The sequence below is a fragment of the Candidatus Dorea massiliensis AP6 genome (assembly GCF_964245105.1).
GTDB lineage: Bacteria > Bacillota > Clostridia > Lachnospirales > Lachnospiraceae > Laedolimicola > Laedolimicola intestinihominis.
This window is the reverse complement of record NZ_CAXTKW010000006.1, coordinates 157,649-182,917: the sequence shown is the minus strand read 5'-3', so window position 1 is coordinate 182,917 and position 25,269 is coordinate 157,649. Positions and strand designations below refer to the sequence as shown.

Annotated in this window: 24 protein-coding genes; 5 read left to right on the top strand and 19 right to left on the bottom strand. The window is 50.9% G+C overall.

Translation table 11 applies throughout. From position 1 onward, the window contains the following. Positions 1 to 15 precede the first annotated feature (15 nt). Together ACESZP_RS08280 and ACESZP_RS08275 are read right to left on the bottom strand one after the other, a co-directional pair. A complete protein-coding gene (locus ACESZP_RS08280) occupies positions 16 to 957 on the bottom strand; it encodes a GTP-binding protein (RefSeq protein WP_499708740.1) in 942 nt (313 codons plus the stop codon). A 14-nt stretch (positions 958 to 971) separates the two neighbouring features. Beyond that, complete coding sequence (locus ACESZP_RS08275) at positions 972 to 1,988, bottom strand: N-acetylmuramoyl-L-alanine amidase (protein WP_499708739.1); 1,017 nt, start codon at positions 1,986 to 1,988, stop codon at positions 972 to 974. Between the two features lie 155 nt (positions 1,989 to 2,143). On the opposite strand from ACESZP_RS08275, the gene ACESZP_RS08270 reads away from it, so the two are divergent. Beyond that, positions 2,144 to 3,172, top strand: coding sequence for an aldo/keto reductase (locus ACESZP_RS08270; protein ID WP_499708738.1), 1,029 nt, complete (start codon positions 2,144 to 2,146; stop codon positions 3,170 to 3,172). A gap of 53 nt (positions 3,173 to 3,225) precedes the next feature. Here ACESZP_RS08270 and ACESZP_RS08265 read toward each other — a convergent pair whose 3' ends face one another. From ACESZP_RS08265 to ACESZP_RS08220, 10 genes are all read right to left on the bottom strand, one after another. Then, positions 3,226 to 4,185 (bottom strand): translation initiation factor 2, encoded by a 960-nt coding sequence (locus tag ACESZP_RS08265; protein WP_499708737.1) that lies wholly within the window; start codon positions 4,183 to 4,185, stop codon positions 3,226 to 3,228. Positions 4,186 to 4,195: 10 nt separating this feature from the next. Beyond that, on the bottom strand, positions 4,196 to 4,636 hold the full coding sequence (locus ACESZP_RS08260) for a DUF4869 domain-containing protein (protein ID WP_499708736.1): 441 nt from the start codon (positions 4,634 to 4,636) through the stop codon (positions 4,196 to 4,198). Between the two features lie 80 nt (positions 4,637 to 4,716). Continuing rightward, positions 4,717 to 5,487 carry a DeoR/GlpR family DNA-binding transcription regulator gene (locus tag ACESZP_RS08255; protein ID WP_499708735.1) on the bottom strand — a complete coding sequence of 257 codons (771 nt, stop codon included), beginning with the start codon at positions 5,485 to 5,487 and terminating at the stop codon, positions 4,717 to 4,719. Positions 5,488 to 5,494: 7 nt separating this feature from the next. Further along, positions 5,495 to 6,151 (bottom strand): HAD family hydrolase, encoded by a 657-nt coding sequence (locus tag ACESZP_RS08250; RefSeq protein ID WP_499708734.1) that lies wholly within the window; start codon positions 6,149 to 6,151, stop codon positions 5,495 to 5,497. Next, a complete protein-coding gene (locus ACESZP_RS08245; RefSeq protein ID WP_499708733.1) occupies positions 6,148 to 6,960 on the bottom strand; it encodes a BtpA/SgcQ family protein in 813 nt (270 codons plus the stop codon). Before ACESZP_RS08245 ends, ACESZP_RS08250 begins: the two co-directional genes overlap by 4 nt. A gap of 14 nt (positions 6,961 to 6,974) precedes the next feature. Continuing rightward, positions 6,975 to 7,802 (bottom strand): PTS system mannose/fructose/sorbose family transporter subunit IID, encoded by an 828-nt coding sequence (locus tag ACESZP_RS08240; RefSeq protein ID WP_499708732.1) that lies wholly within the window; start codon positions 7,800 to 7,802, stop codon positions 6,975 to 6,977. Between the two features lie 3 nt (positions 7,803 to 7,805). Continuing rightward, positions 7,806 to 8,519 (bottom strand): PTS mannose/fructose/sorbose/N-acetylgalactosamine transporter subunit IIC, encoded by a 714-nt coding sequence (locus ACESZP_RS08235; protein ID WP_499708731.1) that lies wholly within the window; start codon positions 8,517 to 8,519, stop codon positions 7,806 to 7,808. A gap of 50 nt (positions 8,520 to 8,569) precedes the next feature. Beyond that, the gene (locus ACESZP_RS08230) at positions 8,570 to 9,037 is read right to left on the bottom strand and encodes a PTS sugar transporter subunit IIB (RefSeq protein ID WP_499708730.1); all 468 of its coding nucleotides are present in this window, start codon (positions 9,035 to 9,037) and stop codon (positions 8,570 to 8,572) included. 21 nt (positions 9,038 to 9,058) lie between these two features. Next, a complete protein-coding gene (locus ACESZP_RS08225; protein WP_499708729.1) occupies positions 9,059 to 9,454 on the bottom strand; it encodes a PTS sugar transporter subunit IIA in 396 nt (131 codons plus the stop codon). Positions 9,455 to 9,642: 188 nt separating this feature from the next. Beyond that, positions 9,643 to 11,010, bottom strand: coding sequence for an MATE family efflux transporter (locus ACESZP_RS08220; RefSeq protein WP_499708728.1), 1,368 nt, complete (start codon positions 11,008 to 11,010; stop codon positions 9,643 to 9,645). Between the two features lie 186 nt (positions 11,011 to 11,196). Here ACESZP_RS08220 and ACESZP_RS08215 point away from each other — a divergent pair, with 186 nt between their 5' ends. Further along, entirely contained in the window at positions 11,197 to 13,827 is a 2,631-nt protein-coding gene (locus ACESZP_RS08215; protein WP_499708727.1) for a hybrid sensor histidine kinase/response regulator, read from the top strand. An 11-nt stretch (positions 13,828 to 13,838) separates the two neighbouring features. Here the strand turns inward: ACESZP_RS08215 and ACESZP_RS08210 are convergent, their stop codons facing one another. The 7 genes from ACESZP_RS08210 to ACESZP_RS08180 form a co-directional block, all read right to left on the bottom strand. Further along, positions 13,839 to 14,339: a cysteine hydrolase family protein gene (locus ACESZP_RS08210; RefSeq protein ID WP_499708726.1), complete on the bottom strand. Its 501-nt coding sequence runs from the start codon at positions 14,337 to 14,339 to the stop codon at positions 13,839 to 13,841. Between the two features lies 1 nt (position 14,340). Further along, positions 14,341 to 16,008 carry an ABC transporter ATP-binding protein gene (locus ACESZP_RS08205; RefSeq protein ID WP_499708725.1) on the bottom strand — a complete coding sequence of 556 codons (1,668 nt, stop codon included), beginning with the start codon at positions 16,006 to 16,008 and terminating at the stop codon, positions 14,341 to 14,343. Further along, entirely contained in the window at positions 16,005 to 16,772 is a 768-nt protein-coding gene (locus tag ACESZP_RS08200; RefSeq protein ID WP_499708724.1) for an energy-coupling factor transporter transmembrane component T family protein, read from the bottom strand. Before ACESZP_RS08200 ends, ACESZP_RS08205 begins: the two co-directional genes overlap by 4 nt. Positions 16,773 to 16,797: 25 nt before the next feature. Further along, positions 16,798 to 17,400, bottom strand: a complete 603-nt coding sequence (locus tag ACESZP_RS08195) for an ECF transporter S component (RefSeq protein ID WP_499708723.1) — start codon at positions 17,398 to 17,400, stop codon at positions 16,798 to 16,800. 30 nt (positions 17,401 to 17,430) lie between these two features. Beyond that, entirely contained in the window at positions 17,431 to 18,171 is a 741-nt protein-coding gene (locus tag ACESZP_RS08190; protein ID WP_499708722.1) for a nucleoside phosphorylase, read from the bottom strand. Positions 18,172 to 18,309: 138 nt separating this feature from the next. After that, positions 18,310 to 18,954, bottom strand: a complete 645-nt coding sequence (locus ACESZP_RS08185) for an HAD family hydrolase (RefSeq protein ID WP_499708721.1) — start codon at positions 18,952 to 18,954, stop codon at positions 18,310 to 18,312. Between the two features lies 1 nt (position 18,955). Beyond that, positions 18,956 to 21,559, bottom strand: a complete 2,604-nt coding sequence (locus tag ACESZP_RS08180; RefSeq protein WP_499708720.1) for a transglycosylase domain-containing protein — start codon at positions 21,557 to 21,559, stop codon at positions 18,956 to 18,958. 245 nt (positions 21,560 to 21,804) lie between these two features. Here ACESZP_RS08180 and ACESZP_RS08175 point away from each other — a divergent pair, with 245 nt between their 5' ends. From ACESZP_RS08175 to ACESZP_RS08165, 3 genes are read left to right on the top strand one after another with little or no spacing between them, the layout of a single operon-like run. Further along, positions 21,805 to 22,113, top strand: coding sequence for a DUF6514 family protein (locus tag ACESZP_RS08175; RefSeq protein WP_499708719.1), 309 nt, complete (start codon positions 21,805 to 21,807; stop codon positions 22,111 to 22,113). Between the two features lie 11 nt (positions 22,114 to 22,124). Then, positions 22,125 to 22,793 (top strand): YigZ family protein, encoded by a 669-nt coding sequence (locus ACESZP_RS08170; protein WP_499708718.1) that lies wholly within the window; start codon positions 22,125 to 22,127, stop codon positions 22,791 to 22,793. Continuing rightward, on the top strand, positions 22,790 to 25,264 hold the full coding sequence (locus tag ACESZP_RS08165; RefSeq protein ID WP_499708717.1) for a CotH kinase family protein: 2,475 nt from the start codon (positions 22,790 to 22,792) through the stop codon (positions 25,262 to 25,264). The genes ACESZP_RS08170 and ACESZP_RS08165 overlap by 4 nt, the downstream gene beginning before the upstream one ends. Positions 25,265 to 25,269: the final 5 nt, after the last annotated feature.

Below are 25,269 nucleotides of genomic sequence, written 5' to 3'. Positions count from 1 at the left end.
CTATTGTCCCACTTATTAATCATTTTCCGAATCCTGAAAATATTTTTGAAGCGCCTCTTTCGACAGTCCTTCACCGATGACAATCAGAATTTCCTGCCCCCTGGAAATGGGCTTTAACAGTGTCTCCCGGCGAGTGGCGTTAAGCTCCAGCCAGCCATCCTCTACCGGCAGAAAGCCTTTCATCCGGAAAATGTATCCGCAGGCCGGATCCTCAAACGCGGCGTGTACAGCCCCTAAAAGCTCCTCTTCGGTCATTTTCACATGCATAAAAAAGAAGGAATCAAAGACATCCTCCTGCTGCGGCGCCTTGCAGTAATCAGACATCCGATAGCCCGCGCGCAGCAGCCGTTCGAAATCTTCATCCGTAAATTCGAACCAGTTGCTACGTATTATCTCATTATCTAACTGCCTACTGCATCCGACCTTTTTAAGCGCCCGGTTTAGGTGCGCCACGGTCGCATCCATCTCCGCCGCACTGGCCTCCTGGACCCGGCTCAGCAACACGGCTCCAGCGTCCGCCGCCTCGGCAGCCAGCAGATAATCAGCCGCATCCGACAGTTCCTGCGGCAGCTTCGCGTCCACGATAGCAAATACATTTCCTATCTCGTACCAGCGATCCAGAGGCTCCTCATGGAGAGCGTCAAAGAATTCATCCACATCGTAGATACCCGAGGGCTCCACCAGCACCCGGTCATAGCCGCTCATGCCCATGGCGATAAGCTTGGTCTTGAACCGGCGTCTGTGGCAGTCTTTATCACAGCCGCCCGAGACCATTTCCAGCTCGCAGTTGTCGCCCTCCAGATCCTGAAGCAGCATCATGTCCACGTTCACCGCGCCGAAATCATTTTCCAGTATGCCGATATGACAGCCCTTCCCGATAAGCCACTGGGCGTACTGGCGGATGAAGGTGGTCTTGCCCGAGCCTAAGAAGCCTGTGATTAAATCTATTTTTACCATACTGTCCTCATTTCCTATTCTGCAAAATATGTGTCCAGGCCGTTCGCGATACCCCGGACAATCTTCCACTGGTAATCATCGGAAGCCATATTCAGATCCTCTGTCGGATTGGTCATGTAACCCATCTCCACGATGGTGACCGGAACCTGACACCAGTTGATTCCGCTCATGGTGTCCGTCTCCCAGACACGCTCCCTCTTACATCCGGTGGAAGCGCACAGGGCGTCCAGAATATCGCCTGACAGTTTTTTACTCTGTGCCGCCAGTCCGCCGTTGTAGGGATTGGAAGCCGTCTGGCAGATGGTCATGGCCCCGTGGACCGACGAGTCGGTGGAACCGTTCGCATGGATGCGCACAAAAGCATCCGCGCCCGCCTCATTGGCCATCTGTGCCCGCTCGCTGTTACTGATATTTACATCATTTTCCGTGCGGATCATCAGAACCTGATAACCGCGGTTTGTCAGCTCCTCTTCCAGCTTCAAAGCCACCTGCAGGGTCAGCTGATACTCTGCCAGGCCGCTGGCCGATCCCGAGGTTCCGGAGGCCACCTTCGCCTTCGTCTTACCGGCTCCCGGTCCGATAGGCTCCTGCCCGGAATTGCCGTGGGCCTGATGTCCTGCGTCGATGGCCACCAGATAGCCGGAGGGCAGCGCGTCCTCGGTCACCAGATAAGCGCTGGCCACATAGCAGGTTTCCCCGTCCAGAAGAATCTTCGTCCATTCTCCCTCTTCGCCGATTTTCTGAATCTCTTCCCGGCGATTCAACACCGCCACGATATCGGATTCCGTGCTGGCTTCGCTCCGCACATTGACGCGGCTGCCGGCATACATGGGAACGGGCTCTGCAAGGTCTTCGTCTTCTACTGACTCTTCTACCGGCTCCTCTGCAACGGTCTCTTCCTCCGCCGGTTCCCCGGTCTCCGTCTCCGCTGCCACCGGTTCCTCCGCTTTTTTGCTGCCGCAGGCGGTCATGCCCGCCAGTGCCAGGCTCAGTAAAATTACGCCGCTTACTATTTTATAATTTTTTATCATCGTATTTTCACCTCATTTTCCAATATATTTCTCAGTATAAATCATTTTCCGCGAATCTTCTACTGTTATTCGCCAAAGCTTGAATCCCGCCCGGAAACGTATTAAAATAAAGCCAGCTTACTGATATTTTTTATTAAGATAAGGGAGAACCGACTATGAAAATGATTACACTGGGCACTACCGGCATCACCGTTCCCCAGAACGCCTTCGGCGCGCTTCCGGTACAGCGTGTGGACATGGACACGGCTGTGGCGATTCTGCGCCGCGCCTATGAGGGCGGCATGCGCTTCTTCGATACAGCCCGAGCCTACAGCGACAGCGAGGAAAAGCTGGGCAACGCCTTCGAGGGCATACGCGACCGCATCTACATCGCCAGCAAGACTATGGGCCGCACCCCGGAAGCCTTCCGGGAGCAGCTTGACACCTCTTTAAAACTCCTGAAAACCGACTATCTGGACATCTACCAGTTTCACTGCGTCGACCAGTGCTACCGTCCCGGCGACGGTACCGGCATGTACGAGTGTATGCTGGAAGCCAAAGAGCAGGGCAAGATTCGTCATATCGGCGTCACCGCCCATAAGCTTGGCGTGGCGAAGGAATGCATCGAATCCGGGCTTTATGAGACCTTACAGTACCCCTTAAGCTACATTTCCTCTAAAAAGGAGTTGGATCTGGTTCACCTTTGTAAGGAGCATAACATGGGCTTCATCGCCATGAAGGGCCTGGCCGGAGGTCTCATCAACAATTCCAGGGCTGCCTTTGCCTTCATGTCCCAGTTCGACAATGTGCTTCCCATCTGGGGCATTCAAAAAATGACCGAGCTGGAAGAGTGGCTTTCCTACATGGACGAGCCGCCCGCCCTGAACGCGGAGCTCACTGCCTTTATCGAGAAGGAAAAAGCGGAGCTGAACGGGGAATTCTGCCGCGGCTGCGGCTATTGCATGCCCTGTCCCGCCGGCATTCTCATCACCAACTGCGCCCGCATGTCCCTGATGGTCCGCCGCGCGCCCTCCTCCGCCTGGCTCAACGAGTACTGGCAGGAAAACATGAAAAAGATTGAGGACTGCCTCCACTGCAACCAGTGCATGTCCAAATGTCCCTACGAACTGAACACACCGGAGCTGCTCGAGAAGAATTACGAGGATTATAAGAAGATTCTGGCCGGGGAAGTGAAAGTGAATTAATTGCGAAGAGGAGTTCATGACACATTCATCATGAACTCCTCTTACTCTTTGTATTAAAATTCAATCCCCTCCGCCGCCCGCAGCACAACCTCTCTGTTCTTCTCATGAAGATACACCGGATTCAAACGATTCTTTCGGTATTGCAGATAACTATTCTCGGTGCTTTCTATCAAAAGCTTCGTAAAATACCGTTCCCAGCTAAAATATTCACAACTATCTGCGTATTCTTCCGGCGCGTCAAGGATTCTTTCTATCTGTTTTCTGCTGATTAAACCGGATTTTAAAATCAGCCACTCAAAGGACTCCGGGAGATATAGCTTTATATTTCTGTGATTACGTGTCCATTTATATAGCGCATTCATCTCCGGGCCAATCGCAGCCCCATCTGCAATGACGCAGGTTTCTTTTTCATTCTCACTCTTTATCGTCTCAAACAGATTTGACTTTCCTCCTGCACTCACACATTCCAGGTTTTTCTCCGTACTTAACGCCTTAAAAAACTCATACCCCGCATTTGAGTCCTCTGTAACCAGTTTCTCAGGCTTTACCGGAAATTTCTCCACCTCTGAATATATCCGATACATTTCCTGATATACTTTTCTGCTGTTCTGATACTTTCCGGAAGCATGCAGGCCATATATCTCTTCTACACTGTAGGGCAGATTATACAGATTCTCTCTGGTAATCAGAACGTAATAATTATCGGAACCTTTGACTGCTGCCGCGAATTCCTCTGTATTGATAAAACAATTCTCTTCATCTATAAAAATAATATAACCACTGAGTCCATCCAAAATCACTTTCCAGTCGCGCCCCTCCAATGGACGGCATGGAACGTCACACACCACGTCTACGCCACTGGACGGCCCGAATTCGTAGGCCTGCCGCAGCATTTCTATCAATGTGGTTTTCCCTGTGGCGCTGTCTCCCTGAATAATTGTAATATTTCGCTTTATCTCAAATTCATAATGTAATCTGTTATTTTGTACAATTACCTTATGCTTTCCCTTCATCGCCTATCCCCTATACATAGCTGCCTGCAATATAGACAAATTCCGACATATTATGCACTATCGTATCTGTATTCAGGATCCGAGCCTCAAAGGGTTCCTGTCCAAAATCCATAATATGTCTGAGATTGATGGTCAAATCCTTTTCCTGTCCGATTTTCAATATCCATTTTGCGCAATTATCTCCGCACGCCGATGCATTAAACACCTTTCCGTTTTCGTCAAACGCCATCAGCATCAGCGTCTTCACGCCTCCGGAAAGCTCCTTGGTAGAAATCGGCCCCAACACCGGACTGTCTATCAGGCGGGCGCTTACTACCTCTGACTTATCGACATCCTTTATCATCGCCACCGACAGTGGCTCCGTAATCCATTCATCCTCATATCGGTTGTCAAAATATGTGGGCGGATGATAAATCGCCCCGTCCATATCTCCTAAAAATATACTGAGCATAACGGCCTCCTTTTCTATCCCTATTATACACAAAACAAAATCAGGCAGCCAGACTTTTTTCTCTCTGGCTGCCCGATTCTTTAATCGCACAGAATCACTTTAATTCCCTTTTCCCGATATTCCATGATCTTTTTTTCGCTCAGTCCCGAATCCGTAATCAGGGTGGAGAGTGCTTCCGGTTCGCATAGCTTGAAGCGCTTTACCTGGGATTCCTTGGTGCTATCGGCACACAGGATGCATTCGGACGCGTAGGACATGTACTTCTTCTTCAAAAGGACGTCCTCGTAATTCGTATGTGTGACGCCTGCTTCGATATCAAAAGCACTGGCTCCCATAAAGTACTTCTTTACATTCAGCGTCTCGATGATATCTGACACACCTCCGTACAAATCATAGGCATCCCGGTGCTTGATTCCACCGCTGACCACCAGAGAAATCTCACTGTTCCCGCACAGGGTATAGGCAACCTTCAAATCGTTAGTTGCCACGGTCAGGTTCTTAAGCTTCCGATCCTCAGCCAGAAGCTTCGCGAAATAGTACATGGTACTTCCCGAGTCAATGATAATGGTATCATTGTCCTCCAGCATGGAATAAGCTGTTTCCGCAATCTTTGTTTTGAACGAAATATTGAGACGCTCTTTATCCTCGATGACCTGCTCGAATTCCCCGGAGTTGACGGTACTGACCACGCCTCCGTGAACCTTTGATACATTTCCAGATTTCACCAGTTCGTTAATATCCCGGTTCAAGGTCGCCTTGGACACATGGAAATGAGACAACAATTCTTCAATGGATACATTTCCTTTATTTATGATGTACTGAAGCATATCGATGTGTCTCTGATATTTCATAATGAGCCTATTCTCCTATTTCGTTAAATAATGTTTTCATCTCCCGATATGAATGTATGGTATAATCTGCGCCATCGGTCTCCTGTTTGATACTTGCGCCCTTAAAGGCTACAACCTTCAGTCCGGCGTTCCTGGCAGCCATAACACCATTTCTGGAATCTTCAATTACAATGGTTTCACACTTTTCAGACTCCATATGGGACACCGTATAGTCATAGATTTCGGGATCCGGTTTGGAATGTTCAAATGCCTCACCGCTCACAAGCAAGTCAAAATATTCCGTCACACCTAAATTATACAGTACTTCCTTTATCCATTCAAGCTCTGATGAGGACGCGAGGCCAATTTTATAGCCTTTTTTCTTCAGATATCGCAGGAAATCTGTCAATCCGTCAATCTCCTTGAGCTCCGTCTCTGCCATTACCCGGTCAAAATACTCATTCTGCAAATCAATTAACGCATCGACCGACATCTGAATGTTGTAATCCCGAATCAGTTTTTCGGTAATGTCTGTCATGCTCATGCCGATGACCTGTGCAAGCTCAGGTATCGGGAGATTTCTTCCCGTCACGCTGAGCAGGCACTGTCTCAATGATTCCAGATAGATCGCTTCGCTGTCCAGCAGCACTCCATCCATATCAAATATCACAGTATTTAACATCATCTAATCTTCTTAATCTTCTCCATGAAATGTTTTACGCGCTCCTCATCAATCTGGTTGCGGAATACGCCGTCCTTCTTGAAGCTGGTGCCGATAAACATGGCGTCCACATAGGGGAGGTACTGGTCTACATTGTCGTAGTTTACGCCGGTGGCCGCGAAAATCACTGCGTCCGGATATTTCTCACGGCAGAACTTGATGTCCTCTACCCGCGGCTTCTGGCCTGCCACTACGCCCGCGATGGCGATAGCGTCCGGCTTGTCCAGGAAATAGGTGGATTTAAGCAATGTAACTGCGTCTCTTCCGCCCAGATCCGCGCCGGACTCTGGCATCAGATAATATACCAGCTTGAAATCCGGAATGCTTAAAGCCTTGCACAGCCTTCTTGCTGTTCCGGCCTCACCCTGGGCGATGCCTCCGTTGGTGAACCAGGAGCCATGGAACACGCCTCTGGTGAAGCATGCGCCTGTGGCGCTTGACAGCGCGATGGTTGCCTTCTCATCGGAAATGCAGTCATTTCCGTAAGGAAGCTTGATGACGTCCTTCAGCGCGCCCATGACGTAAGCCATGGCTGCTACAGTTTCCGGCTCTACCTTATTCAAGTAGGGAAGGGAAAACTCATTTGTAAATAACAGTCCGTCCGCTCCGCCGTTCTGCAGCGCGATGACGTCTTCCTTGGCCATGCGGATGACCTTTTCCATACCGCCAACCTCATCATATTCCGGATCTCCCGGCAGCGGCTGCATATGTACCAGACCAATCACTGCTTTGTCCGTCTTAAATGTCTCTTTAATCCAATTTGTATTTGCCATAATAATCCCCCAACTTAGAATATACCAATGACAGCTCCGAGGATGCCGACGATTGCAATTCCGATAATAATTTTAATTACAGATACATTTTTCTTGGTCAGGCCGTACAGAATGAATACACCTGCCACACTGAGCAGACCCGGCATAATCTCATTTAAAATATCCTGCAGGATGACCTGGGTCTCACCAAAGGTGAACGCAAGGCCTGTCTCAATTCCCACATAGTTGCTGATCATACAGCCCGCAACGGTCATACCAAGTACGCTCATGCAGTCGGTCAGCTTTCGGATCAGGTTGCTGTCCTTCACAGAAGAAAATGCGTTTCTTCCCAGACGGTAGCCGGTATTGAACATAAAACGTCCCATACCCAGAATGTACGCGGTATACAGTACGAAGAAGATAAGCGGAGCAATGATATTGCCCTTCAGGCCCATGTCTACGCAGATAGCCAGCAGAATAGTCTTTACCAGACCCTGTGTTACAGTGTCGCCGATACCCGCCAGCGGTCCCATCAGACCTACCTTCAGGGAATCAATCATATCGTCGCTGTAAGGAGCGCCGTTTGCTCTCTCCTCCTCGATGGAGGCTACCATACCCGGAATCAAAGCTCCGAACTGGTTCTCTGTATTGAAGAAGGACATATGACGGGTCAGTCCCTTGGACAGTTCTTCTTTATCATCGCCATACAGTCTCTTCATAATCGGAACCATCGCATGGCAGAAGCCTAAGGACATCAGTCGCTCATAGCTCAGACACATCTCACTGGTGAGTTCCCAGATCCACCAGCATTTATTCAAATCTTTTTTTGTTAATTTCTTCTTATTTTCTACTACTTCACCCATAATTTACTCTCCTGCATCCTCGTTTGACTTATCATAATTGAACCAGTAAATAATCGCCATTCCAATTCCTGCCAGGGATACCGGAATCATGCCCAGTCCCATGTAGGAAGATAAAATAAATCCAAAAATCAGATACGGTAAATATTTCAGCTTGAAAATAACCTTCAAAAGCATTGCAATTCCCAGTGCCGGTAGAATCATGCCGATACTCTCTAGACCATGGACGATGATCTCAGGCATTGCGTCGAAGAATGCGGTCAGTCCCTTGCTTCCATATAAGCAGATGATAACGGTTGTCAGGAAATACAGTATGAAGTTAATCGCCTGCGGATAAATTACGTTACATAGGAAAATTCCCTTTGTATTGCCCTCTGCCGCGTACTTGTCCGCTCTGTGTACGAATACGGAGCATAAGGTCATCTTTGCTGTCTCCGCAAACATTCCAAAGGTACCGAACGCAACCGCAATGGTAACTCCCATCTCCGGTGACGCCCCACTGGATACTGCAAGCGCTGTCGCTACAACGCCGGCCATGGCATAATCAACTGCAGCTACACCGCCTACCATGACAGTACCCATGTATACAACCTGTGTTGCGCAGCCGATAGCCAGGCCCAGCGCCGGGTTGCCTAAAATAGCTCCTACAATCGGTCCCCAGATAATCGGGGAACACAACTGAATAGACCAACATGTAAACTCAATTCCTGATGAACACATCTAGGCACATAATCCAACTAATATTGCTTGTCCGATTCCCATATTTCTCCCTATCCTTTCACTTCTATCTTTTTATCATTCGGTGTGGCCTGAAGGTACACATCGATTCCTGCTGCTTTCATTTCCATCATGGTCTGAATCTCGCTGTCGCTGGCAGATACGTTTCTGTAGATCTGCTTTCTGCCTGCTTTCGCGCCCATTCCGCCCACATTCAGCTCCTTTAAGGGAAGGCCTGCGTCGAAGCACTTCTTCGCGCTCTCCGGTGCCTTCACCAGGATAATGGAGTTTGCTGCCTCGCTCTCATATCCGGCTATTCTCTCTGCCAGGTTCTCGGTGGAAATCACATCCAGGGTAATGCCGCTGGGCTTTACCATCTCCATCACATTGATCAGGAATTCATCCTGGGCTACTAGGTCGTCTACGATGATAACCTTCTTGGCCTGATAGGATTTTATCCATGCAGTTACGATCTGACCGTGAATCAGACGGTCGTCAATTCTGATAAATTTTATTGCCATATCTTCTCCTTCTAACTCCCCTTACGCATTCTTCGGAATCAAATCATCCTTGGAAACCATACTCTTTGCTCCGTACTCTTTCGCTAATGCCACAGCCTCTTCCAGTGTAATCACGGAATCGTCTGTAATCACGCCCAAACACATTGCCAGATTCGCACCTGTTACGAAAGAGACATTTTCATATTCTTTTATAATTCGAATCAGCGTGTTAAAAGGTGTTCCGCCAAGCAGATCCACAAACACGAATGTCTGCCCGCCGTCTTTTACATACTCCAGAATCTCATCATAAAAAGAATCCGGTGCCATATCTCCCAGTAAGCACAGCGAGCTCAGATTCTCGCTGGGTCCTGCGATCATCTCGATGGACTCTTTCAGTCCGTCCGCGAAATGTCCATGAGATATAATGAGATATTTCATCCTGTTCTCCCTCCTTCCATGATGCAACTTTAACACTATTTTGAGATATTGTCAAGGGTTTGTTGAGGTATTTTGATATTATATGAGAATTTTTGATTTTATAGATGATTCTATTTTCGCATAAAAACAGGGAGTCCACGGCTTTCCACCGCAGGCTCCCTGCATCCTGTGTTTCCTTTTTGGGCTTGTCAGGCCCTTTCTTTTCCTTCTCTTCTCCACTTCCGTGTCACATAAAAATAATACGGCACCAGTGGAATCAGCGCCGAGATCCAGGCTGCCGGATCCGACAGACACACGCCTGCAAAACTGGCTTTCCCAGCCAGCAGAAGCACAATTCCCGCCCGGGCAACGAGCTCAAAGACGCCGCCCAGCATGGGAACCAGGCCGTAGCCCAGGCCCTGCAGGGTATTGCGGTACAAGAAGATACTGCCCAGAAACGGATAGCACCAGAATACCATATGAAAATACAGCACTGCCACATCAATTACCTCTGTCTTAGAAGCATTGACAAACAGCAATGTCATATATTTGCTGAAGAAGAATACCAGCGCCATGGCAAAGACGCTGTAAAGCAGAATCATAATCTGCGTACAGCGCACGCCCTCCAGCACGCGTTCCTTCTTCCCGGCTCCCCAGTTCTGACCCACGTAGGTGGCCACAGTCGCTCCAAAAGCCACATACACCGTGGCAATGATATTCTGAAGCTTTCCGCCTGCGGAAAAACCTGCCATATAAGTCTCGCCATACACATTGACGGCTCCCTGCACGATAATGGTGCCAATGGCCGTGATGGAGAACTGCAGCGCCATGGGAATTCCCAGCGCCAGCAGTCTTCCACAGGCATGCAGCGAAAAAGCAAAGTTTTCTTTCTTCAGATGCAGAATCGGATAGCGCTTTACAATATAGAAGAAACATAATACCGCAGATATTCCCTGGGCAATGACGGTTGCGTAGGCACAGCCCTCTACACCCATACCGCCATAAATGATAAAGGCCACGTCCAGTCCCACATTGATGATCGCGGAAATAATCAGGAAATACAGCGGTGATTTGGAATCGCCCAGCGCACGCAGAAATGCTGCCAGGGCGTTATATGCAGCCGTTACAATCAGGCCTGCGTAAATAATTCCCATATAAGCCTTTACATCCGGCATAATCTCATCGGAATAATTCATAAGGCGCAGAATCGGCACATTGGCCAGGCCAAGTCCTACCGTCATTAAAACGGCGAAACCCAGCGACAGATATACTGACATAGCCACATAATGACGCATCCGCCCATATTCCTTCGCCCCGAACCACTGGGCCACCAGAATCGCGAATCCGCTGGCTAGACCGTTCAGCCAGCCCGTCACAAAGAACATCAAGGATCCCGTACTTCCAATGGCCGCCAGAGCCCGGACGCCCAGGAACTGGCCGGCAATGATGGAATCAGCCACATTATAGAACTGCTGGAACACATTGCCCAGGAACATGGGCACCATAAAACGCAGAATCAGCTTTACGGGACTTCCCACCGTCATATCATGCATTTTTCCTGCTGTCGCTTCACTCATTTTTCAAACTCCTTATAAATCCAGAACATTACAGATACTACGGCCTCACATTATACACGGAACGCAAATAAAATGCCAGCTTTTTTCGATGTTTTTACAGTTATTTTTTCTACATTCATTGACAATCCTATTTCCTATATTTACTATAATCTTATCAAATCACGTTACCAAGGAGTGAAACGCGTCATGCGAATGACCAGTAAAAATACATATGATAATCTGAAATCCAAGCTGGATGATCTGGAGCTGATGCTGCATCAGATGGTCCGGATTGACCGCGCCCGCGATGAGCAGGAGCTGCATGATTCCATCCAGAACCTGCTCCAGGCTATGGGCAATTATACAAAAGCCGATCGGGTTTTCATCTTTGAATTTCGCGAAGATCTGAATATCTATCGCAATACCTATGAATGGTGCGCGCACGGAATTACACCACAGAAGGATAACCTGCAGACGATAGAATTATCTGATATTCCGGTCTGGCAGGCCACCTTTGAGCGGGGCGACAGTATCATCATTAAAAATCTGGAAGATGTCCGGGACATTATGCCCAGCGAGTATGAAATTCTGCGTGTGCAGGATATCCACAGTGAGATTTCCTTTCCCATCTTCAGCAAGAATACACTCATCGGTTTTCTCGGGCTGGATAATCCGGCCATTGAAAGTTCACACCGTTTTATTAACCTGCTGGCTGTCATCGGAAGCCATCTGGGCAGCGCCTGGGCCAATTTCCGGATGGACGCCACGCTGGAACAGAACCAGTCGGATCTGCGCGACAGTATGCAGGCCCTGCGAAAGGATCAGCAGGTACTGGAAGCCCTGTGCCGGGATTACACCTGTGTCTATACCCTGGATCCCACGACGGAGCGCATTGAGCTGCTACAGGTAGACCCGAAAACCAACATGCAGCTGGTTCTGGCTTCCATGCAGACCCGGGAGCTTTCCCACCGCGCGATCATTCAGGCCTACTATGATAATTTCGTAGTCAAATCTTCCTCTCCGCATTTTCTCACACGCCTGGACAGCCGCACACTTCAGGAAGAGCTGACCGAAAAAGAACGGGTCATCTATCGTTTTCGCGCCTTACCCAATTCCGTCGGACAGGAATATTTTGAGATACAGGCCGTAAAGATTCATAATAAAGACACCCCTTATAATATTCTGGTGGGTTTTCATCACATCGACGATATCGTCAATCAGGAGCTGCGCCAGCAGAAGGAACTGGAGTCTGCCCTGGCTGAGGCAAGGCTGAACAGCGAGATTGTATCCGCCATCAGTAAGATTTATTTTTCCATTTACCGCATCAATTTGGAGGCAGATATCTATGACGAAATTTCCAGTGAGGATGAGTTTCACCGTCTGACGGGTCTTTCCGGAAAAGCCTCCTCGAAAATGAAGGAGCTCTGCAACGCTTTTGTTACACATGAGTATTATGACCGGGTGATGCAGTTCCTTGATCTGTCCACCTTAAAAGAGCGTCTGGCCAATGATGAATCCATCGGCATCGAGTATCTGGCCAAGGACGGCAACTGGCATCTGGCCCGCTTTATCGTTAAAAAACGGGCTTCTGACGGGCACGTCACACATGTACTGTACACCACCCGTCTGATCAGCGACACCAAGCACCGGGAGCAGAACTGGATCGTTATCACAGAAGCCGCCAACAAGGCCAATGCGGCAAAAACCGATTTTCTGTCCCGTATGGCCCACGATATCCGTACGCCCATGAACGCTGTTATGGGCTTCACCGCCATTGCGCGAAACCAGCTGGATAATCCCAAACGCATAGAGGACGCGCTGGATAAGATTCAGATTGCAGGCCATTATCTGCAGCAAATCGTAGACGATGTGCTGGATATCAGCTACATTGAAAGCGGTTCCCTGAAGCTGGACAATGTGGATACCTGTATCACAAAGCTGTTCCACGAGACACTGGAAACCGCAAAACAGATACAGCCCGAAAAGCATCTGCATTTTTCCTGCTCCATCCACGATATCGCATATGAGCATCTCTTTACGGATCCGCTGCGGCTTCAGCAGCTCTATATGAATCTGCTGTCCAACGCAGTGAAATACACTCCCGAGGGCGGCGAAATCCACTTCGAGATTTATGAGGAATTGCAGCCTCACAACCATCAACTGAACCTGATTTCCATTATTCAGGATACCGGCATCGGTATGTCGCCGGAGTTTTTAAAGGAAATGTACGCGAAATTCTCCCGGGCTGTGGACACCCGGGTCAATAAGGTGCGCGGAAGCGGACTGGGTCTGACCATCGTGCGGGAGCTGATGGAGCTGATGCAGGGCACCATCCATGTACAGAGTACGCCGGGCGAGGGAACCTGCTTTAAGCTCACCATTCCGCTTACCTATCTGGATCCCGACGAAGAGCCTGACAAAATCGGACAGAAAAAAGCCCCGGCCGGAGAACTCTGCAGAGGTATGCATCTTCTCATAGCCGAGGACAATGATTTGAATTATGAAGTGGCGTCCGAGCTTCTGGCTCTCCACGACGTCACCTGCGACCGGGCCGAAGACGGCGCCATCTGTGTGGAGCGGTTCAACACAGCCCAGCCCTTTACCTACAACGCGATTCTCATGGATATTCAGATGCCTGTCATGGACGGGCTGGAAGCCACCATGGCTATCCGCACACTGGAGCATCCCCAGGCCAAGTCCATTCCCATCATCGCCATGACGGCCAACGCCTTTACCGATGATGTGAACAGCTGCCTGGCGGCCGGTATGAACCGGCATATGTCCAAGCCGCTGAATATCGATGATTTACTGGAAGTTCTTGCTTCCTACCGCAATTAAATCAAAAATAATTAAAGCACTTCCACCTGACACATTTTCATGGTGGTCAACGCCGCCTCGTGGCTTGCGGGTGTCACGCCCGCACAGCAGGCGGCGATTACTTTCACCGGAGTCTCCGGCAGATAAGCCTTGATGAGCAGCGCGTTGGATACCACGCAAATATCTGTACACAGGCCAATCAGGGTCACTTCCAGTTCTTCCTTTTCCGTCAGCTTTCTGGAGCCGAAGGTGGGCTTGTCGATAATCTCTGCTTCGCCCAGCGCCTTCGCCACCTTTTCGTTAATCTCCCAGCCCTTTGTTCCCTTTACGCAGTGAACCACCGGAAGCTTTTTACCTTCCTGAGTCTCCAGATAGTTCTCCGGATGGGTATCTCTGGTGGCAAATACATCTTTCACGTCGTATTTTCCAATTTCTTCCACTACGTTATCTACGATCTGAACGGCTTCCGCTGTTCCCAGACTTCCGTCGATGAAATCATTCTGCATATCTACTACAACCAGTAATTTCCGCATGCTAAATTCCTCCAAAATACAGTTTTTCATATCCAAGCAGGCTGCACAGCCGGGTCATATAGGGCTGCTCAATCCGCGCTTTCTTCAATACCTCTTCCTGGGCGAAGACCTCTTCCCGGGTTCCGTCAGCCAGCACCCCGCCGTGGGCCATGACAATGACGCGCTCGAAATTCTCCGCCACGAAATCCATATCGTGAAGAATGGCCAGCACGGTCCGTCCCTCTGCCCGAAGCTTCCGGATAATGCCGCCGATGATCTGCCGTCCCTGGTAATCCTGGGCAATGGTCGGCTCGTCCAGAATCAGCACCTTCGTATCCATGGCCAGCACCGACGCAATGGCCACCAGCTTCCGCTCAGACATCTCCAGATCGTAAGGATTCTCATTCGCCAGCTGTTCCAGTCCTACGGTCTTCAGAGCCGCGAGGGCCTTTTTCTTCGCCTCATCCTTACTCATACCGATATTCTCCGGACCAAACATGACCTCGTCCAGCACATGGTATTTGAAAATCTGATCGTCCGGGTTCTGGAACACATAGCCCACCTGGCCTGCCAGCATGGCTACGGTTTTGCCCGCAATGTCCTCACCGCCGTACCAGATGGTACCCCCCACCGGACGCAGCAGTCCTTTTAACAGCTTCACCAGCGTGGTCTTACCGGCTCCATTCTGCCCTACGATGGCGGTGGAGCGTCCATCCAGTGTCAGATTCACACGTTCCAGCACCGGAACCTCCGGCAGATACCGGAACTTCAGATCCTGGATTCGAAAGACCTCCGCTCCTGCTGCCTTGGCCGCTTCCCTCTCTCCACAGCGTTTCGCAAACTCTGTTTCTTCCGGGAAGGCGCTCTTTAATTCCAGCGCGTCCCGCAGCGCCGCCGGATAGCAGCCATTTGCCTTCTTCACGCCAAAGGCCTTACAGATACGCGTATAGGCCGGCGGATTTACGCCATACTCTGCCAGATCCTCCCGGGAAAAGATCCGCTCCGGCGTATCGAACGCAATCTGCTTTCCCTTATGCAACAGCAGGATCTGATCGCAGTACTCCGCCAGCTTTTCCAGTTTCTGCTCCGCCATGATAATGGTAATTCCAGATTTTGCCAGCTTGTCCACCGCTGCAAAGACCTCTTCGCTTCCGGCCGGATCCAGCTGCGATGTGGGCTCGTCCAGCACGATAACCTCCGGCTCCATGGCCAGAATTCCGGCCAGGGCCACCCGCTGCATCTGCCCGCCGGACAGGTCAAAGGGATTGCGCTCCCGGTATTCCCAGATATCCAGAAGCTTCATAACCTCCTCCACGCGGCGGATCATTTCATCCGCCGGTACGCCGTAGTTCTGAAGTCCAAAGGCTATTTCCTCGAAAACGGTTTCTTTGGCTCCGGACAGCTGATTGAAGGGATTCTGAAAGACCAGTCCCACTTTCCGGCACAGCTTCGAAACCGGCGTTTTTCCCGTCTCGATTCCATCCACCAGAAGCTTTCCTCCATACGCGCCCTTGAAAAATCCGGGTACCAGGCCGCTGAAAGCCTGACAGAGCGTGCTCTTGCCGGCTCCGTTCTCGCCCACCAGACCGATGAAGGCTCCCTTTTCTATCTCGAAATTCAGATCGTCCAGCGCCAGACGCTTCGTATTCGGATAACGATATTTTACATGTTCTGCTTTGATATATGTCATAGTATTACCCTCACTGCCACGGAAGCCAGAATCACCGCCGCCATACACAGGCAGAGAATCCGGTCGGAGCCTTTCATTTTATCCTCGCGCAGATAGGTTTTCTTTCCGCCTGCCTCAAAGCCCCGGATTTCCAGCGCGATGGCACGCTCTCTGGTATTGATAAGAGAACTCATAACCACCGGGGAGATAAGCGGCAGGAAGGATTTGGCGCGGGTCACAAGGTTCCCCTCGGTCTCCAGGCCGCGGCTTCTCTGGGCGTCCAGAATCGTATTCATGGTGCCGCTCATCTGCGGTACGATCTGGAATACCGAACTGATAACGTAGCCGATCTTCGGGGAGAAACCGATGCGTTCCATGTCCTCCACCAGCTCCGCGGGCCGGGTGGTCAGCACGAACACCGCAAAGGCAAGCAGCATGTTCAGCACGTTGAGACTGATTCTCACTGCGTACAGAATGCCCTCCCGGTAGAATTTCAGGGGGCCTGCCGCCAGCAGCAAGGTAGCATTTTCATGGTTAAATAATCCGTGGATCAGAAAAATCGTAATCAGAATTGTAAAAGAAAACGCAATCAGTGGAAAAACCTTGCGAATGATTTTTCCACTGAGCAGCATAACAAGACTGATTCCGATGAAGACGCCGAACACCGTAAGCTTTCCTGATATCAGGGAAGCCGCGATGGCTGTGACGATATAGCACAGTTTCGTAAACGGATGCATCCGGGTCAGATAAGTATCCTTGTCCACGTACAGACTGATACTTTTCATCTCATCACTCCTATGTAGTTTTTCATTAATCCAGGCTTTCGATGCCCTCGTTCACATCGTAAAGCGCCGTCAGCTTCTTCGGAAGTCCCTTCAGAATCGCGTAGACGATGAGAACGGTAATGATCTTATCCGGCACATCCACAACCACCTCGTCCAGGAAGGAGCCCAGCGCTACCGGCATACCGCCTGCCTGTGTCGCCGCGAATACAGCGTCGCCCCATACATTTCCGGTGGTGCCGCCCCAGAATATAACGTTCAGCGGAGTGGAAATGCAGACTGCCACCAGACCTGCCACAACAGAAGTCAGGAGCGCTCCGCTGAGCTTTCCCATTCTGCCAAGACGGGCCATAATACCAACTGCGATACCGATGCCAAGACTGGTCAGCGCGTAAATCAGGGTAATGGAATCGCCTGTGGTAAAGCCATAGATCAGGTTATTGGCCGCGCCGCAGATACCGCCGATGATGGGGCCGCCCAGGGCTCCGCCGATACAGGTTCCGATGGAATCCAGCCAGAGCGGAAGCTTCAGTACGGAAGCGAACAGCTTACCCAGATAATTGATTCCGATGCAGGCCGGGATCAGCACCAGGCTTGCGGTTGACAGTTTTGTCTTAAATACGTTACTCATAACACATATCCTCCATTTTCTGACAGGCGCTTAATCCGCCTGTGATATTCTGTAGCATGCTTCCAGCGCTGTGTGAATCTCGTTATGTTCACCCTGCATCATTTTGGAAGCGCCGTCGGTGTAGCTGTTGATATTGTCCTCCAGGCTGTCCTCGTATTCCACGACGGTATTGAGAATCGAAGCGGTATGAACGCCGCGCAGCCGCCCGATGACAAATAAGGCAGCCGTCTCCATGTCTGCTCCCAGCACACCCTTCCCGGACCAGAACGCGTCGATTTCATCCTCCCGATCCGTATAAAAGCTGTCATGGCTGCGGGCCAGTCCCACATGGGCCGGAATTCCTTCCTCCTTCGCTGCCGCCGCGCAGGCACACAGCAGGTCAAAATCCGGAACTGCAGGATAAATCGGATCCAGATAGGTCTTTGACGCGCCCTCGTCGCGCACAGCGCCCTGTACCAGGATCAGATCGCCCAGGCGGATATTCTTCTGCAAGGCTCCGCAGCTGCCGATACGGATGAGATGGGTCACACCCATACGAGTCAGCTCCTCCACGGCGATTCCCATGGACGGACCGCCGATGCCGGTGGACACCGCCAGTACCGGAAGTCCCTTATAGGTTCCCCGGATGCTCTTATATTCCCGGTTAAACGCAAGCTCCTGCACATCCTCCAGCTGCTCTCCGATACGGTCCACCCTGGCCGGATCTCCCGGCAGAATCCCGTAATGGATACCCAGATTATCCGGAAGCTTCAGATGTGGCATCAGTTCCATATGATACGCCCTCTTTCTTCTCTGTCTGTTGTCTGAAACAGTTTTTGCATTGAACATAAAAATAGCACTTTACATGTGTCTTGTCAACTGTAAAGTGCTATTTAAAAGGGCTGCCCGGAATTGGACAGCCCCTTTTCTTTATCTCTCAAGACATTTTTTCAATTCTTCCACGGTCGCCGCAATCTGCGCTGCGCCTGCTTCCGTGAGCTCCTCCCGGCTGCCATAGCCGTAAAGCACGCCGATGCAGGGAAGGCCGTTTTCTCTGGCTCCACGGACGTCATTTTCCCGATCGCCGACCATCACGGCCCCGGACAGGTCATAGCCGCCCGCCTCTATGGCATAGCGGAGCACATCCGCCTTCTCCACCCGGTTTTCGTCCATACTGGCTCCCGCAATCCGATCGAAATACTGTGCCAGCCCGAAATGTTCCATAATCTGAACCGCAAACGCTTCCGGCTTGGAGGTAGCAACGACCAGCTTCCGTCCGGCATCCTTCAGATACGCCGCCAGTTCCCTGATGCCGGGATACACGGAGTTCTCAAACATTCCCTTTTCCACGTAGTATTCCCGGTAATATTCAATACTTTTTTGGCACTGCTCCGGCGTAAAGTTATAATATTTCGCAAAGGATTCCGCCAGCGGCGGACCTACAAATGTATTTAACACGCTGTAGTCCCCCACCTTGATATTCCATTTATTCAGGGCATACGCCACTGAACGAGTGATACCCGGGCCGGAATCTGTCAAGGTTCCATCCAAATCAAAGAAAATCGTCTGATACATGTTATTCTCCTGTGTCGATCTCATCCGTGTCTCCACTGTCTCCGGCATCAATCTCGCCAATTGCCGCAGAACCGTCTGTGGGCGGCTGATTTACCGCGCCGATTACATTGCCCGGATGCAGGCTGCAGGGCTTCGCTACCAGCGGGGAACCGGATACGCTGTTATCCTCCGGAACCAGGGTAATAACCCGGAACTCATGTACCGGGCACGCGTCTGTGGCCAGAGCGCCGCTCTCCACGCAGGCCTCACCGGTTACATGAACGTCACAGTACTCCGTAGGCACAGTTCCCTCCGCAAAGTATTCTGTTTTCACCATACCGTCACAGATGCCGGGAATCGGAAGCTTACCGGACGCCGCGCATACCGTGGCGCTGGTTACGGAGGACGTTTTCGGAAATCCGATATCGGACTGTCCCTCGCTTAATCTGGACATCACTGCCTTCCAGATCTTTTTGTGGTAACTGGTCTCTCCCTTCTTACTGGAGAGCTCGTGGTTATTGTCATAGCCGGCCCAGATACCCGCCGTGTAGTACGGCGTGTAGCCTACGAACCAAACGTCGCGGTTATCCGATGTCGTACCGGTCTTGCCGGCAACGCTCATGCCGCCGAAGTTCACGGCTTTACCGGTACCCGTGGTCACTACATCCTGCATGGCGCTGGTCAGAAGCCATGCGGTACTGTCCTTCAGGACAGTTCTGCTGTAAGCTTCCGTATTATCAATCAGGACATTGCCGTCGTGATCGGTAATCTTTGTGTAGAAAACTGGCTTTTCATAGACTCCGCCGTTGGCGATGGTTGCGTAGGCAGCAGTCAGTTCCACGTTCTTGACGCCATTCGTGATACCACCCAATACCATAGCCTGGGTGTAATCGTTCTTGCCATCCTTCAGCTCTTTCTGCATGGTGGTGATACCCATATTTTCCAGGTAATTGATGCCAAGCGCCGGAGTGATATCCGTAATCGTCTTCACAGCTACGATATTCATAGACTGCTCAATACCTTTCCGGAGAGAAGTCCAGCCCTGATAATTCTCGCCGTTCCAGTTCCGGACCGGACGTCCCTTGCCACCGTCGTAATTATAGGGCGCGTCATACTGGGTAGTCGCCAGCGTCATACCTGCGGAATCCAGCGCTGCCGCGTAGGCCGCCACCACCTTGAAGGTAGAACCGGGCTGACGGGTCGTATCTGTGGCACGGTTCAGGGACAGGCTCTCGGTCTTCTCGCCGCGGCCACCTACAATTCCCTTTACATAGCCTGTGGACTGATCCATCACAACCATGGAAACCTGCGGCTGGATGGTCATATTGATGGTCTCGTAAATCTTGTCGTCGTCCTCCACGATGGATTCTTTGTAGGCGTCGATGTGCGCCTGCGCGTCCTCCTCGCTGTCAAACAGCAGCTCAAACTTCGAGGATTCATTTTCCTTGAAATACTTCTCCATCATCTCTTTGCTGTAGTTGGTCTGCGTGCCGTCCGGCTTCACCACAGTCAGCGCATACTCCAGGCCTATCTTGGCACCTGCCGGATAGTTATCCTCATTGGATGTCTCCTCGTCCATAATCTTCTGGACCTCCGGATCCTGCGCGGTCTCGATGGTCAGGCCGCCGTTGTATACCAGATTATAAGCCTGCTGGGATGTGTATCCCTTGACCTCCTGCAGATCGTTGATCACCTGCGCAATGGTCGCGTCCACATAATAGGAATAGACGCTTGCGCTGCTCTTGGTCTCATTGGTGGTCTGAATGCGGTCATAGACGTCATCCGCCATGGCCTCCTGATATTCTTCCTCGCTGATATCACCGCATTTCTTCATATCCTCCAGTACAATATCCCGCCGCTTGGCATTCTCCTCCGGATCCGTAACCGGATTGTACTTGGTGGGGCTCTTGGTGATACCCGCGATAACCGCAGCTTCAGAGATAGTCAGTTCGCTGACGTCCTTATTGAAATAGCGGTTGGCTGCCGCCTGAATACCCAGAGTATTCTGTCCTAAATTGATCGTATTCAGATAGGCCTCCAGAATTTCATCCTTGGTCATGATCTTCTCAAGCTCCAGAGCCAGATACTGCTCCTGCAGCTTACGCTCAATCTTCTCCACCAGCGTATCCTCGCTCATGAAGTCAAAGACACTGTTCTTCAGAAGCTGCTGGGTAATGGTGCTGGCGCCCTCGGTTTTCTTGAAGCCGCTGGCGATGCCCTTCACGCCCGCTCTGACAATACCCTTCAGGTCAATGCCGTTATGCTCATAAAAGCGCTCGTCCTCTACATCTACAAAAGCTTTCTGCACATGCTCCGGAATATTGTCAATATCCACCCAGACACGATTGGAGCCCGCTGTGATAAGCTCTGCCATTTTATTTCCATCAGAGTCTACCATGACGGACTTGTATCCTCTCGGAATTACACTGGTGCTGTCAATATCCGGCGCATTGTCGATGACTCCCTTGACAATTCCGATTCCGGCGCACAGACCGATCACGCCTGCTGCCAGCAGGCAAACCAGAAATGCTTTTATAAAAATTACGCTGGCCTTTTTACCGGCCTTCGCGGACTTGGAGTGCATAGACTTCTGCTTTTTCGAAGTACTGCGTTTCCCGTAATTCATGTTTTATCCTCCTATACATCCAATCATTATATCAAAAAGTAATGTCAGAATAAAGAGTTATTTGAGAAATTCACAGTTTCTTAAGCATTTCCCCGCGTCTGTCCCTTGTGCGGAGATGCCTGTTTATATTATAATAATATACACTGTAAAAATTTAATATCTGTGACAGCTTTCGACATTCTTTTTTCAGGTATTCCTGTATAATTTTTGAAAACCCGGCACAGCCCGACGCAAAGGAGATTATCATGCAAAAAGAATACCTGATTGAAACCCGTTCTGTCACAGACGAAAAAGGAAACCTGCTGCACCTGAAATATTATCTGATAGAGGAAGAACGGCCCGTATCACCCGCCCCGCTCTATCGGATCTGCATTAAAAAATCACTGACGGAGTCTCCCGGAGTGGAGGAAGCGGAAAGCACGCCGCCCGTATCAGCTTCAGAAAGCCGGGCCCGGGAAATGCTCCGAAGTCTGATAAAAAATGCAGTGACGCCCGTATGTCTTCTGGAAATCGTAGACGATATGATGTCTCTGGAGAGCGGACAGGCTTCCTGAAAGGAAGTAACATGTCAGAAGCATACCGTTTTGCATATGAGGGCGGTGTAGGTGAGCTTGTGGAAAAAAAATCCCGTTTTATCGCCACAGTAACCCCCGTCACCTCTGAAGAAGAAGCCCTTCGCTTCATCGAACAGACAAAGAAAAAATACTGGGATGCCCGTCATAACTGCACAGCCTTTACCATCGGCAGCCGCCACCAGCTGACCCGCTGCAGTGACGATGGTGAACCGGCCGGAACCGCAGGCCGTCCCATGCTGGACGTCCTCTTAAAAGAAGATATTCACAATGTAGCCGTTGTCGTAACCCGCTATTTCGGCGGCACCCTGCTGGGCACCGGCGGACTGGTGCGCGCCTATTCCGGGGCAGTTCAGGAGGGACTTCGAAGCTCCGTGATTCTTACCCGTCAGTCCGGCGTACGACTGGAGATCCGCACCGATTACACAGATCTGGGTAAAATTCAGTATCTGATGGGACAGGAACAAATTCCGACCCTCGCTTCCGATTATACCGATTCCGTCTATCTCGAAGCCCTGGTGCCTGTCAGACAGCTGGAGCCTTTTTGCAATGCCCTGACGGAAGGAACTGCCGGAAAAGTATCGCTCACAAAAGGAGACCCCTGTGATTACGCCCTGAATGGCAGCGAATTACTTCTGCTTAATGAGGGGGAGCCTGTATGAAGACTTGTTCCCCACGGTTCCGAAAAACACTCCCGGTTTTTCTAATCACTGCCGCCCTGGCGCTCTCCCTCTCTGCCTGGGGACTCCGGAAATACCGCTTCTCCCGGCTTGAAGCTCCTCTGAAACCGCTCTGTATCAATGAGCTCTCGGTTTCCAGTCTCGCCACGCAGGTCGGCGGTTCCACGATATACGAGGATTACATCGAGCTCTACAATCCCAATAATAATACAATTTCCCTGGACGGACTGTATCTGTCTGATACCTCCGACTACACGCTGGCCCCGCTGCCCGACGTCACCATAGGACCCGGCGCTCATCTCTGCATCTACGCCGCAGGGCAGGATGGCTCCGTGCCTGAAGGGCAGCTTTCTGTCCCTTTCAGTCTCTCTGAAAACGAAACTATCTCACTGACACGTTTAGAGGAAAATACAGCCGGTACAGCATCCACCATTTTGCTAGATACCGTCTACATCCCCGATTCTATGAAAATCGGAGCTGTCTACGCACGCACGGAAGACGGCGGAGAAACCTTTGCCCAGATGAGACCCTCACCCGGGACTGCCAATCAGGAAGCTGCCCTTGTACTCGAAGATCCCATATTTTCCCAGCCAGGTGGTTTTTATGAAGACACGGTTTCCCTGCAAATCAGTTCTTCCAGCGGCACTACGGTTCATTATACGCTGGACGGAAGCGACCCGACGACGGACTCTCCCCTCTACAGCGGCTCGTTGACACTGATGGATCCCAGCTCTCATTCCGATCGCTATGCCTCCCGCACTGATATCACCGAAGAAGATAGCGGATACCTGCCACCGGATTCTCCGGTCGATAAGGCTGTGGTGCTGCGCGCCGTCGCTTTTGACGCCGCCGGTAATTCCAGCAATATCACTACGGCCACCTATTTTATCGACTTTGATCAGAAGGATGGGTATGAAAATGCTGCTGTGCTTTCTCTCGTGACGGATCCGGACAACCTTTTTTCTTCTGAAACCGGTATTTACGTCCGCGGCGCCCTGTATGATGACGCCATGGAAGCCGGACTCATTTACAACGGCCTTCCATGGACCTATCTGACCGAATACACCAACTATTATCTGGAAGGCGCAGAAGCTGAACGCCCGGTCTATATCCAATTCTTTAACGCCTCCCGGGAAGAGACGCTGGCTCAGGACTGCGGTATACGGATTCGCGGCAATGAATCCCGTCATTTCCCGCAGAAAAGCTTCTCCCTGTACGCCAGAAGCCGCTATGGTTCCTCTTCCTTTTCGCCTGTTTTCTTTGATACGGGCATTTCCTATCCGAATCTGATACTGAACTCCGGCCGTCAGCTAAAGAAGATCTTTTTCTTTTCCCTGGTGGAAGACCGCGATACGGCCATTCAGCAATATACTCCCTGCCAGGTCTTTCTGAACGGCGAGTATTGGGGCATGTATTACCTGATGGAAAAATATTCCTCCGAATATCTTGCAGGACATTACGACGTAGCTCCCGACAATACCCTGCTCGTCAAGGATACCCGCTATGTGGAAAATGGCAGCCCTCAGGATATTGCCCGCTACAAAGAACTCCGCACCTTTCTCGCGGAGCAGAATCTGGCTGATCCGGACGTCTATCAGGAGCTTCTCACCAAAATGGATATGCAGAGCTTCATCGACTGGATGTGTACCAACATCTACATCGCCAACACCGATACCAAGCCTCTGGGTGGAAATGTCCTCACCTGGCAGACACTCACACCGGAAAACGATGCCGAGGGCGACGGACGCTTCCGCTGGATGCTCTACGACCTGGACGACTCCCTGGCTGTCGGAACGGATCTGGCTGCTACCCCAGCCTACGCCTTCGACTCCTTCACCGGACATTCCGCTTACTCCGAGCTGGGTTTTCTGGACGATGATCCCTTGCCCGCCCTCATGAAAAATGAGGACTTCCGCCGCCAGTTTGTCCTGACCTTCCTGGACATGGCCAACGAGAGCTTCCGCTGGGAGCACGTAAAAGCGCTTCTGGAAAATCTTGAAGAACAGCATGCCTGGGCTGACACAGGCTGGATGCGCTGGAACACAGCTCCCCAGACAGGCACCTTCGAAGAACAGACCGCGGAGCTCCACACATTCTTCGAGCACCGTGCCGAATACATCATCCCGATGCTGGCCGAACATTTTGGCCTGCAAGGGCCATTAGTTGACACAACTTTATCTTCTGTTCCGGACAAGCAGGGCAGCATCAAACTGAATACCATCTCCCCGGATCTTTCCGAAACCGACTGGAACGGACAGTATTACACGGATTATCCCATGACCGTAAGGGCGGACTCCGCCAAAGGATATCGGTTTGTACGCTGGGAAGTAGATGGCGGAGAGATTGTTTCCGGTGATGTAAATGATCCGGAAATCCAGGTTCATCTGTCCGGAGACGTCCGCATCACCGCCCATTTTAAGAAAGAAATCAAACTTTTACATGCTAAGGAGTAATGACT

What these genes read in the sequence shown, in the direction of transcription:
- ACESZP_RS08190 (WP_499708722.1), bottom strand. Translation starts at nt 18,171, where the DNA reads ATGGAACTGATGCCACATCTGAAGCTTCCGGATAATCTGGGTATCCAT.
- ACESZP_RS08250 (WP_499708734.1), bottom strand. Translation starts at nt 6,151, where the DNA reads ATGATGTTAAATACTGTGATATTTGATATGGATGGAGTGCTGCTGGAC.
- ACESZP_RS08245 (WP_499708733.1), bottom strand. Translation starts at nt 6,960, where the DNA reads ATGGCAAATACAAATTGGATTAAAGAGACATTTAAGACGGACAAAGCA.
- ACESZP_RS08195 (WP_499708723.1), bottom strand. Translation starts at nt 17,400, where the DNA reads ATGAGTAACGTATTTAAGACAAAACTGTCAACCGCAAGCCTGGTGCTG.
- ACESZP_RS08185 (WP_499708721.1), bottom strand. Translation starts at nt 18,954, where the DNA reads ATGTATCAGACGATTTTCTTTGATTTGGATGGAACCTTGACAGATTCC.
- ACESZP_RS08175 (WP_499708719.1), top strand. Translation starts at nt 21,805, where the DNA reads ATGCAAAAAGAATACCTGATTGAAACCCGTTCTGTCACAGACGAAAAA.
- ACESZP_RS08255 (WP_499708735.1), bottom strand. Translation starts at nt 5,487, where the DNA reads ATGAAATATCAGAGACACATCGATATGCTTCAGTACATCATAAATAAA.
- ACESZP_RS08210 (WP_499708726.1), bottom strand. Translation starts at nt 14,339, where the DNA reads ATGCGGAAATTACTGGTTGTAGTAGATATGCAGAATGATTTCATCGAC.
- ACESZP_RS08180 (WP_499708720.1), bottom strand. Translation starts at nt 21,559, where the DNA reads ATGAATTACGGGAAACGCAGTACTTCGAAAAAGCAGAAGTCTATGCAC.
- ACESZP_RS08235 (WP_499708731.1), bottom strand. Translation starts at nt 8,519, where the DNA reads ATGTGTTCATCAGGAATTGAGTTTACATGTTGGTCTATTCAGTTGTGT.
- ACESZP_RS08215 (WP_499708727.1), top strand. Translation starts at nt 11,197, where the DNA reads ATGCGAATGACCAGTAAAAATACATATGATAATCTGAAATCCAAGCTG.
- ACESZP_RS08240 (WP_499708732.1), bottom strand. Translation starts at nt 7,802, where the DNA reads ATGGGTGAAGTAGTAGAAAATAAGAAGAAATTAACAAAAAAAGATTTG.
- ACESZP_RS08170 (WP_499708718.1), top strand. Translation starts at nt 22,125, where the DNA reads ATGTCAGAAGCATACCGTTTTGCATATGAGGGCGGTGTAGGTGAGCTT.
- ACESZP_RS08225 (WP_499708729.1), bottom strand. Translation starts at nt 9,454, where the DNA reads ATGAAATATCTCATTATATCTCATGGACATTTCGCGGACGGACTGAAA.
- ACESZP_RS08230 (WP_499708730.1), bottom strand. Translation starts at nt 9,037, where the DNA reads ATGGCAATAAAATTTATCAGAATTGACGACCGTCTGATTCACGGTCAG.
- ACESZP_RS08260 (WP_499708736.1), bottom strand. Translation starts at nt 4,636, where the DNA reads ATGCTCAGTATATTTTTAGGAGATATGGACGGGGCGATTTATCATCCG.
- ACESZP_RS08200 (WP_499708724.1), bottom strand. Translation starts at nt 16,772, where the DNA reads ATGAAAAGTATCAGTCTGTACGTGGACAAGGATACTTATCTGACCCGG.
- ACESZP_RS08270 (WP_499708738.1), top strand. Translation starts at nt 2,144, where the DNA reads ATGAAAATGATTACACTGGGCACTACCGGCATCACCGTTCCCCAGAAC.
- ACESZP_RS08265 (WP_499708737.1), bottom strand. Translation starts at nt 4,185, where the DNA reads ATGAAGGGAAAGCATAAGGTAATTGTACAAAATAACAGATTACATTAT.
- ACESZP_RS08165 (WP_499708717.1), top strand. Translation starts at nt 22,790, where the DNA reads ATGAAGACTTGTTCCCCACGGTTCCGAAAAACACTCCCGGTTTTTCTA.
- ACESZP_RS08275 (WP_499708739.1), bottom strand. Translation starts at nt 1,988, where the DNA reads ATGATAAAAAATTATAAAATAGTAAGCGGCGTAATTTTACTGAGCCTG.
- ACESZP_RS08280 (WP_499708740.1), bottom strand. Translation starts at nt 957, where the DNA reads ATGGTAAAAATAGATTTAATCACAGGCTTCTTAGGCTCGGGCAAGACC.
- ACESZP_RS08220 (WP_499708728.1), bottom strand. Translation starts at nt 11,010, where the DNA reads ATGAGTGAAGCGACAGCAGGAAAAATGCATGATATGACGGTGGGAAGT.
- ACESZP_RS08205 (WP_499708725.1), bottom strand. Translation starts at nt 16,008, where the DNA reads ATGACATATATCAAAGCAGAACATGTAAAATATCGTTATCCGAATACG.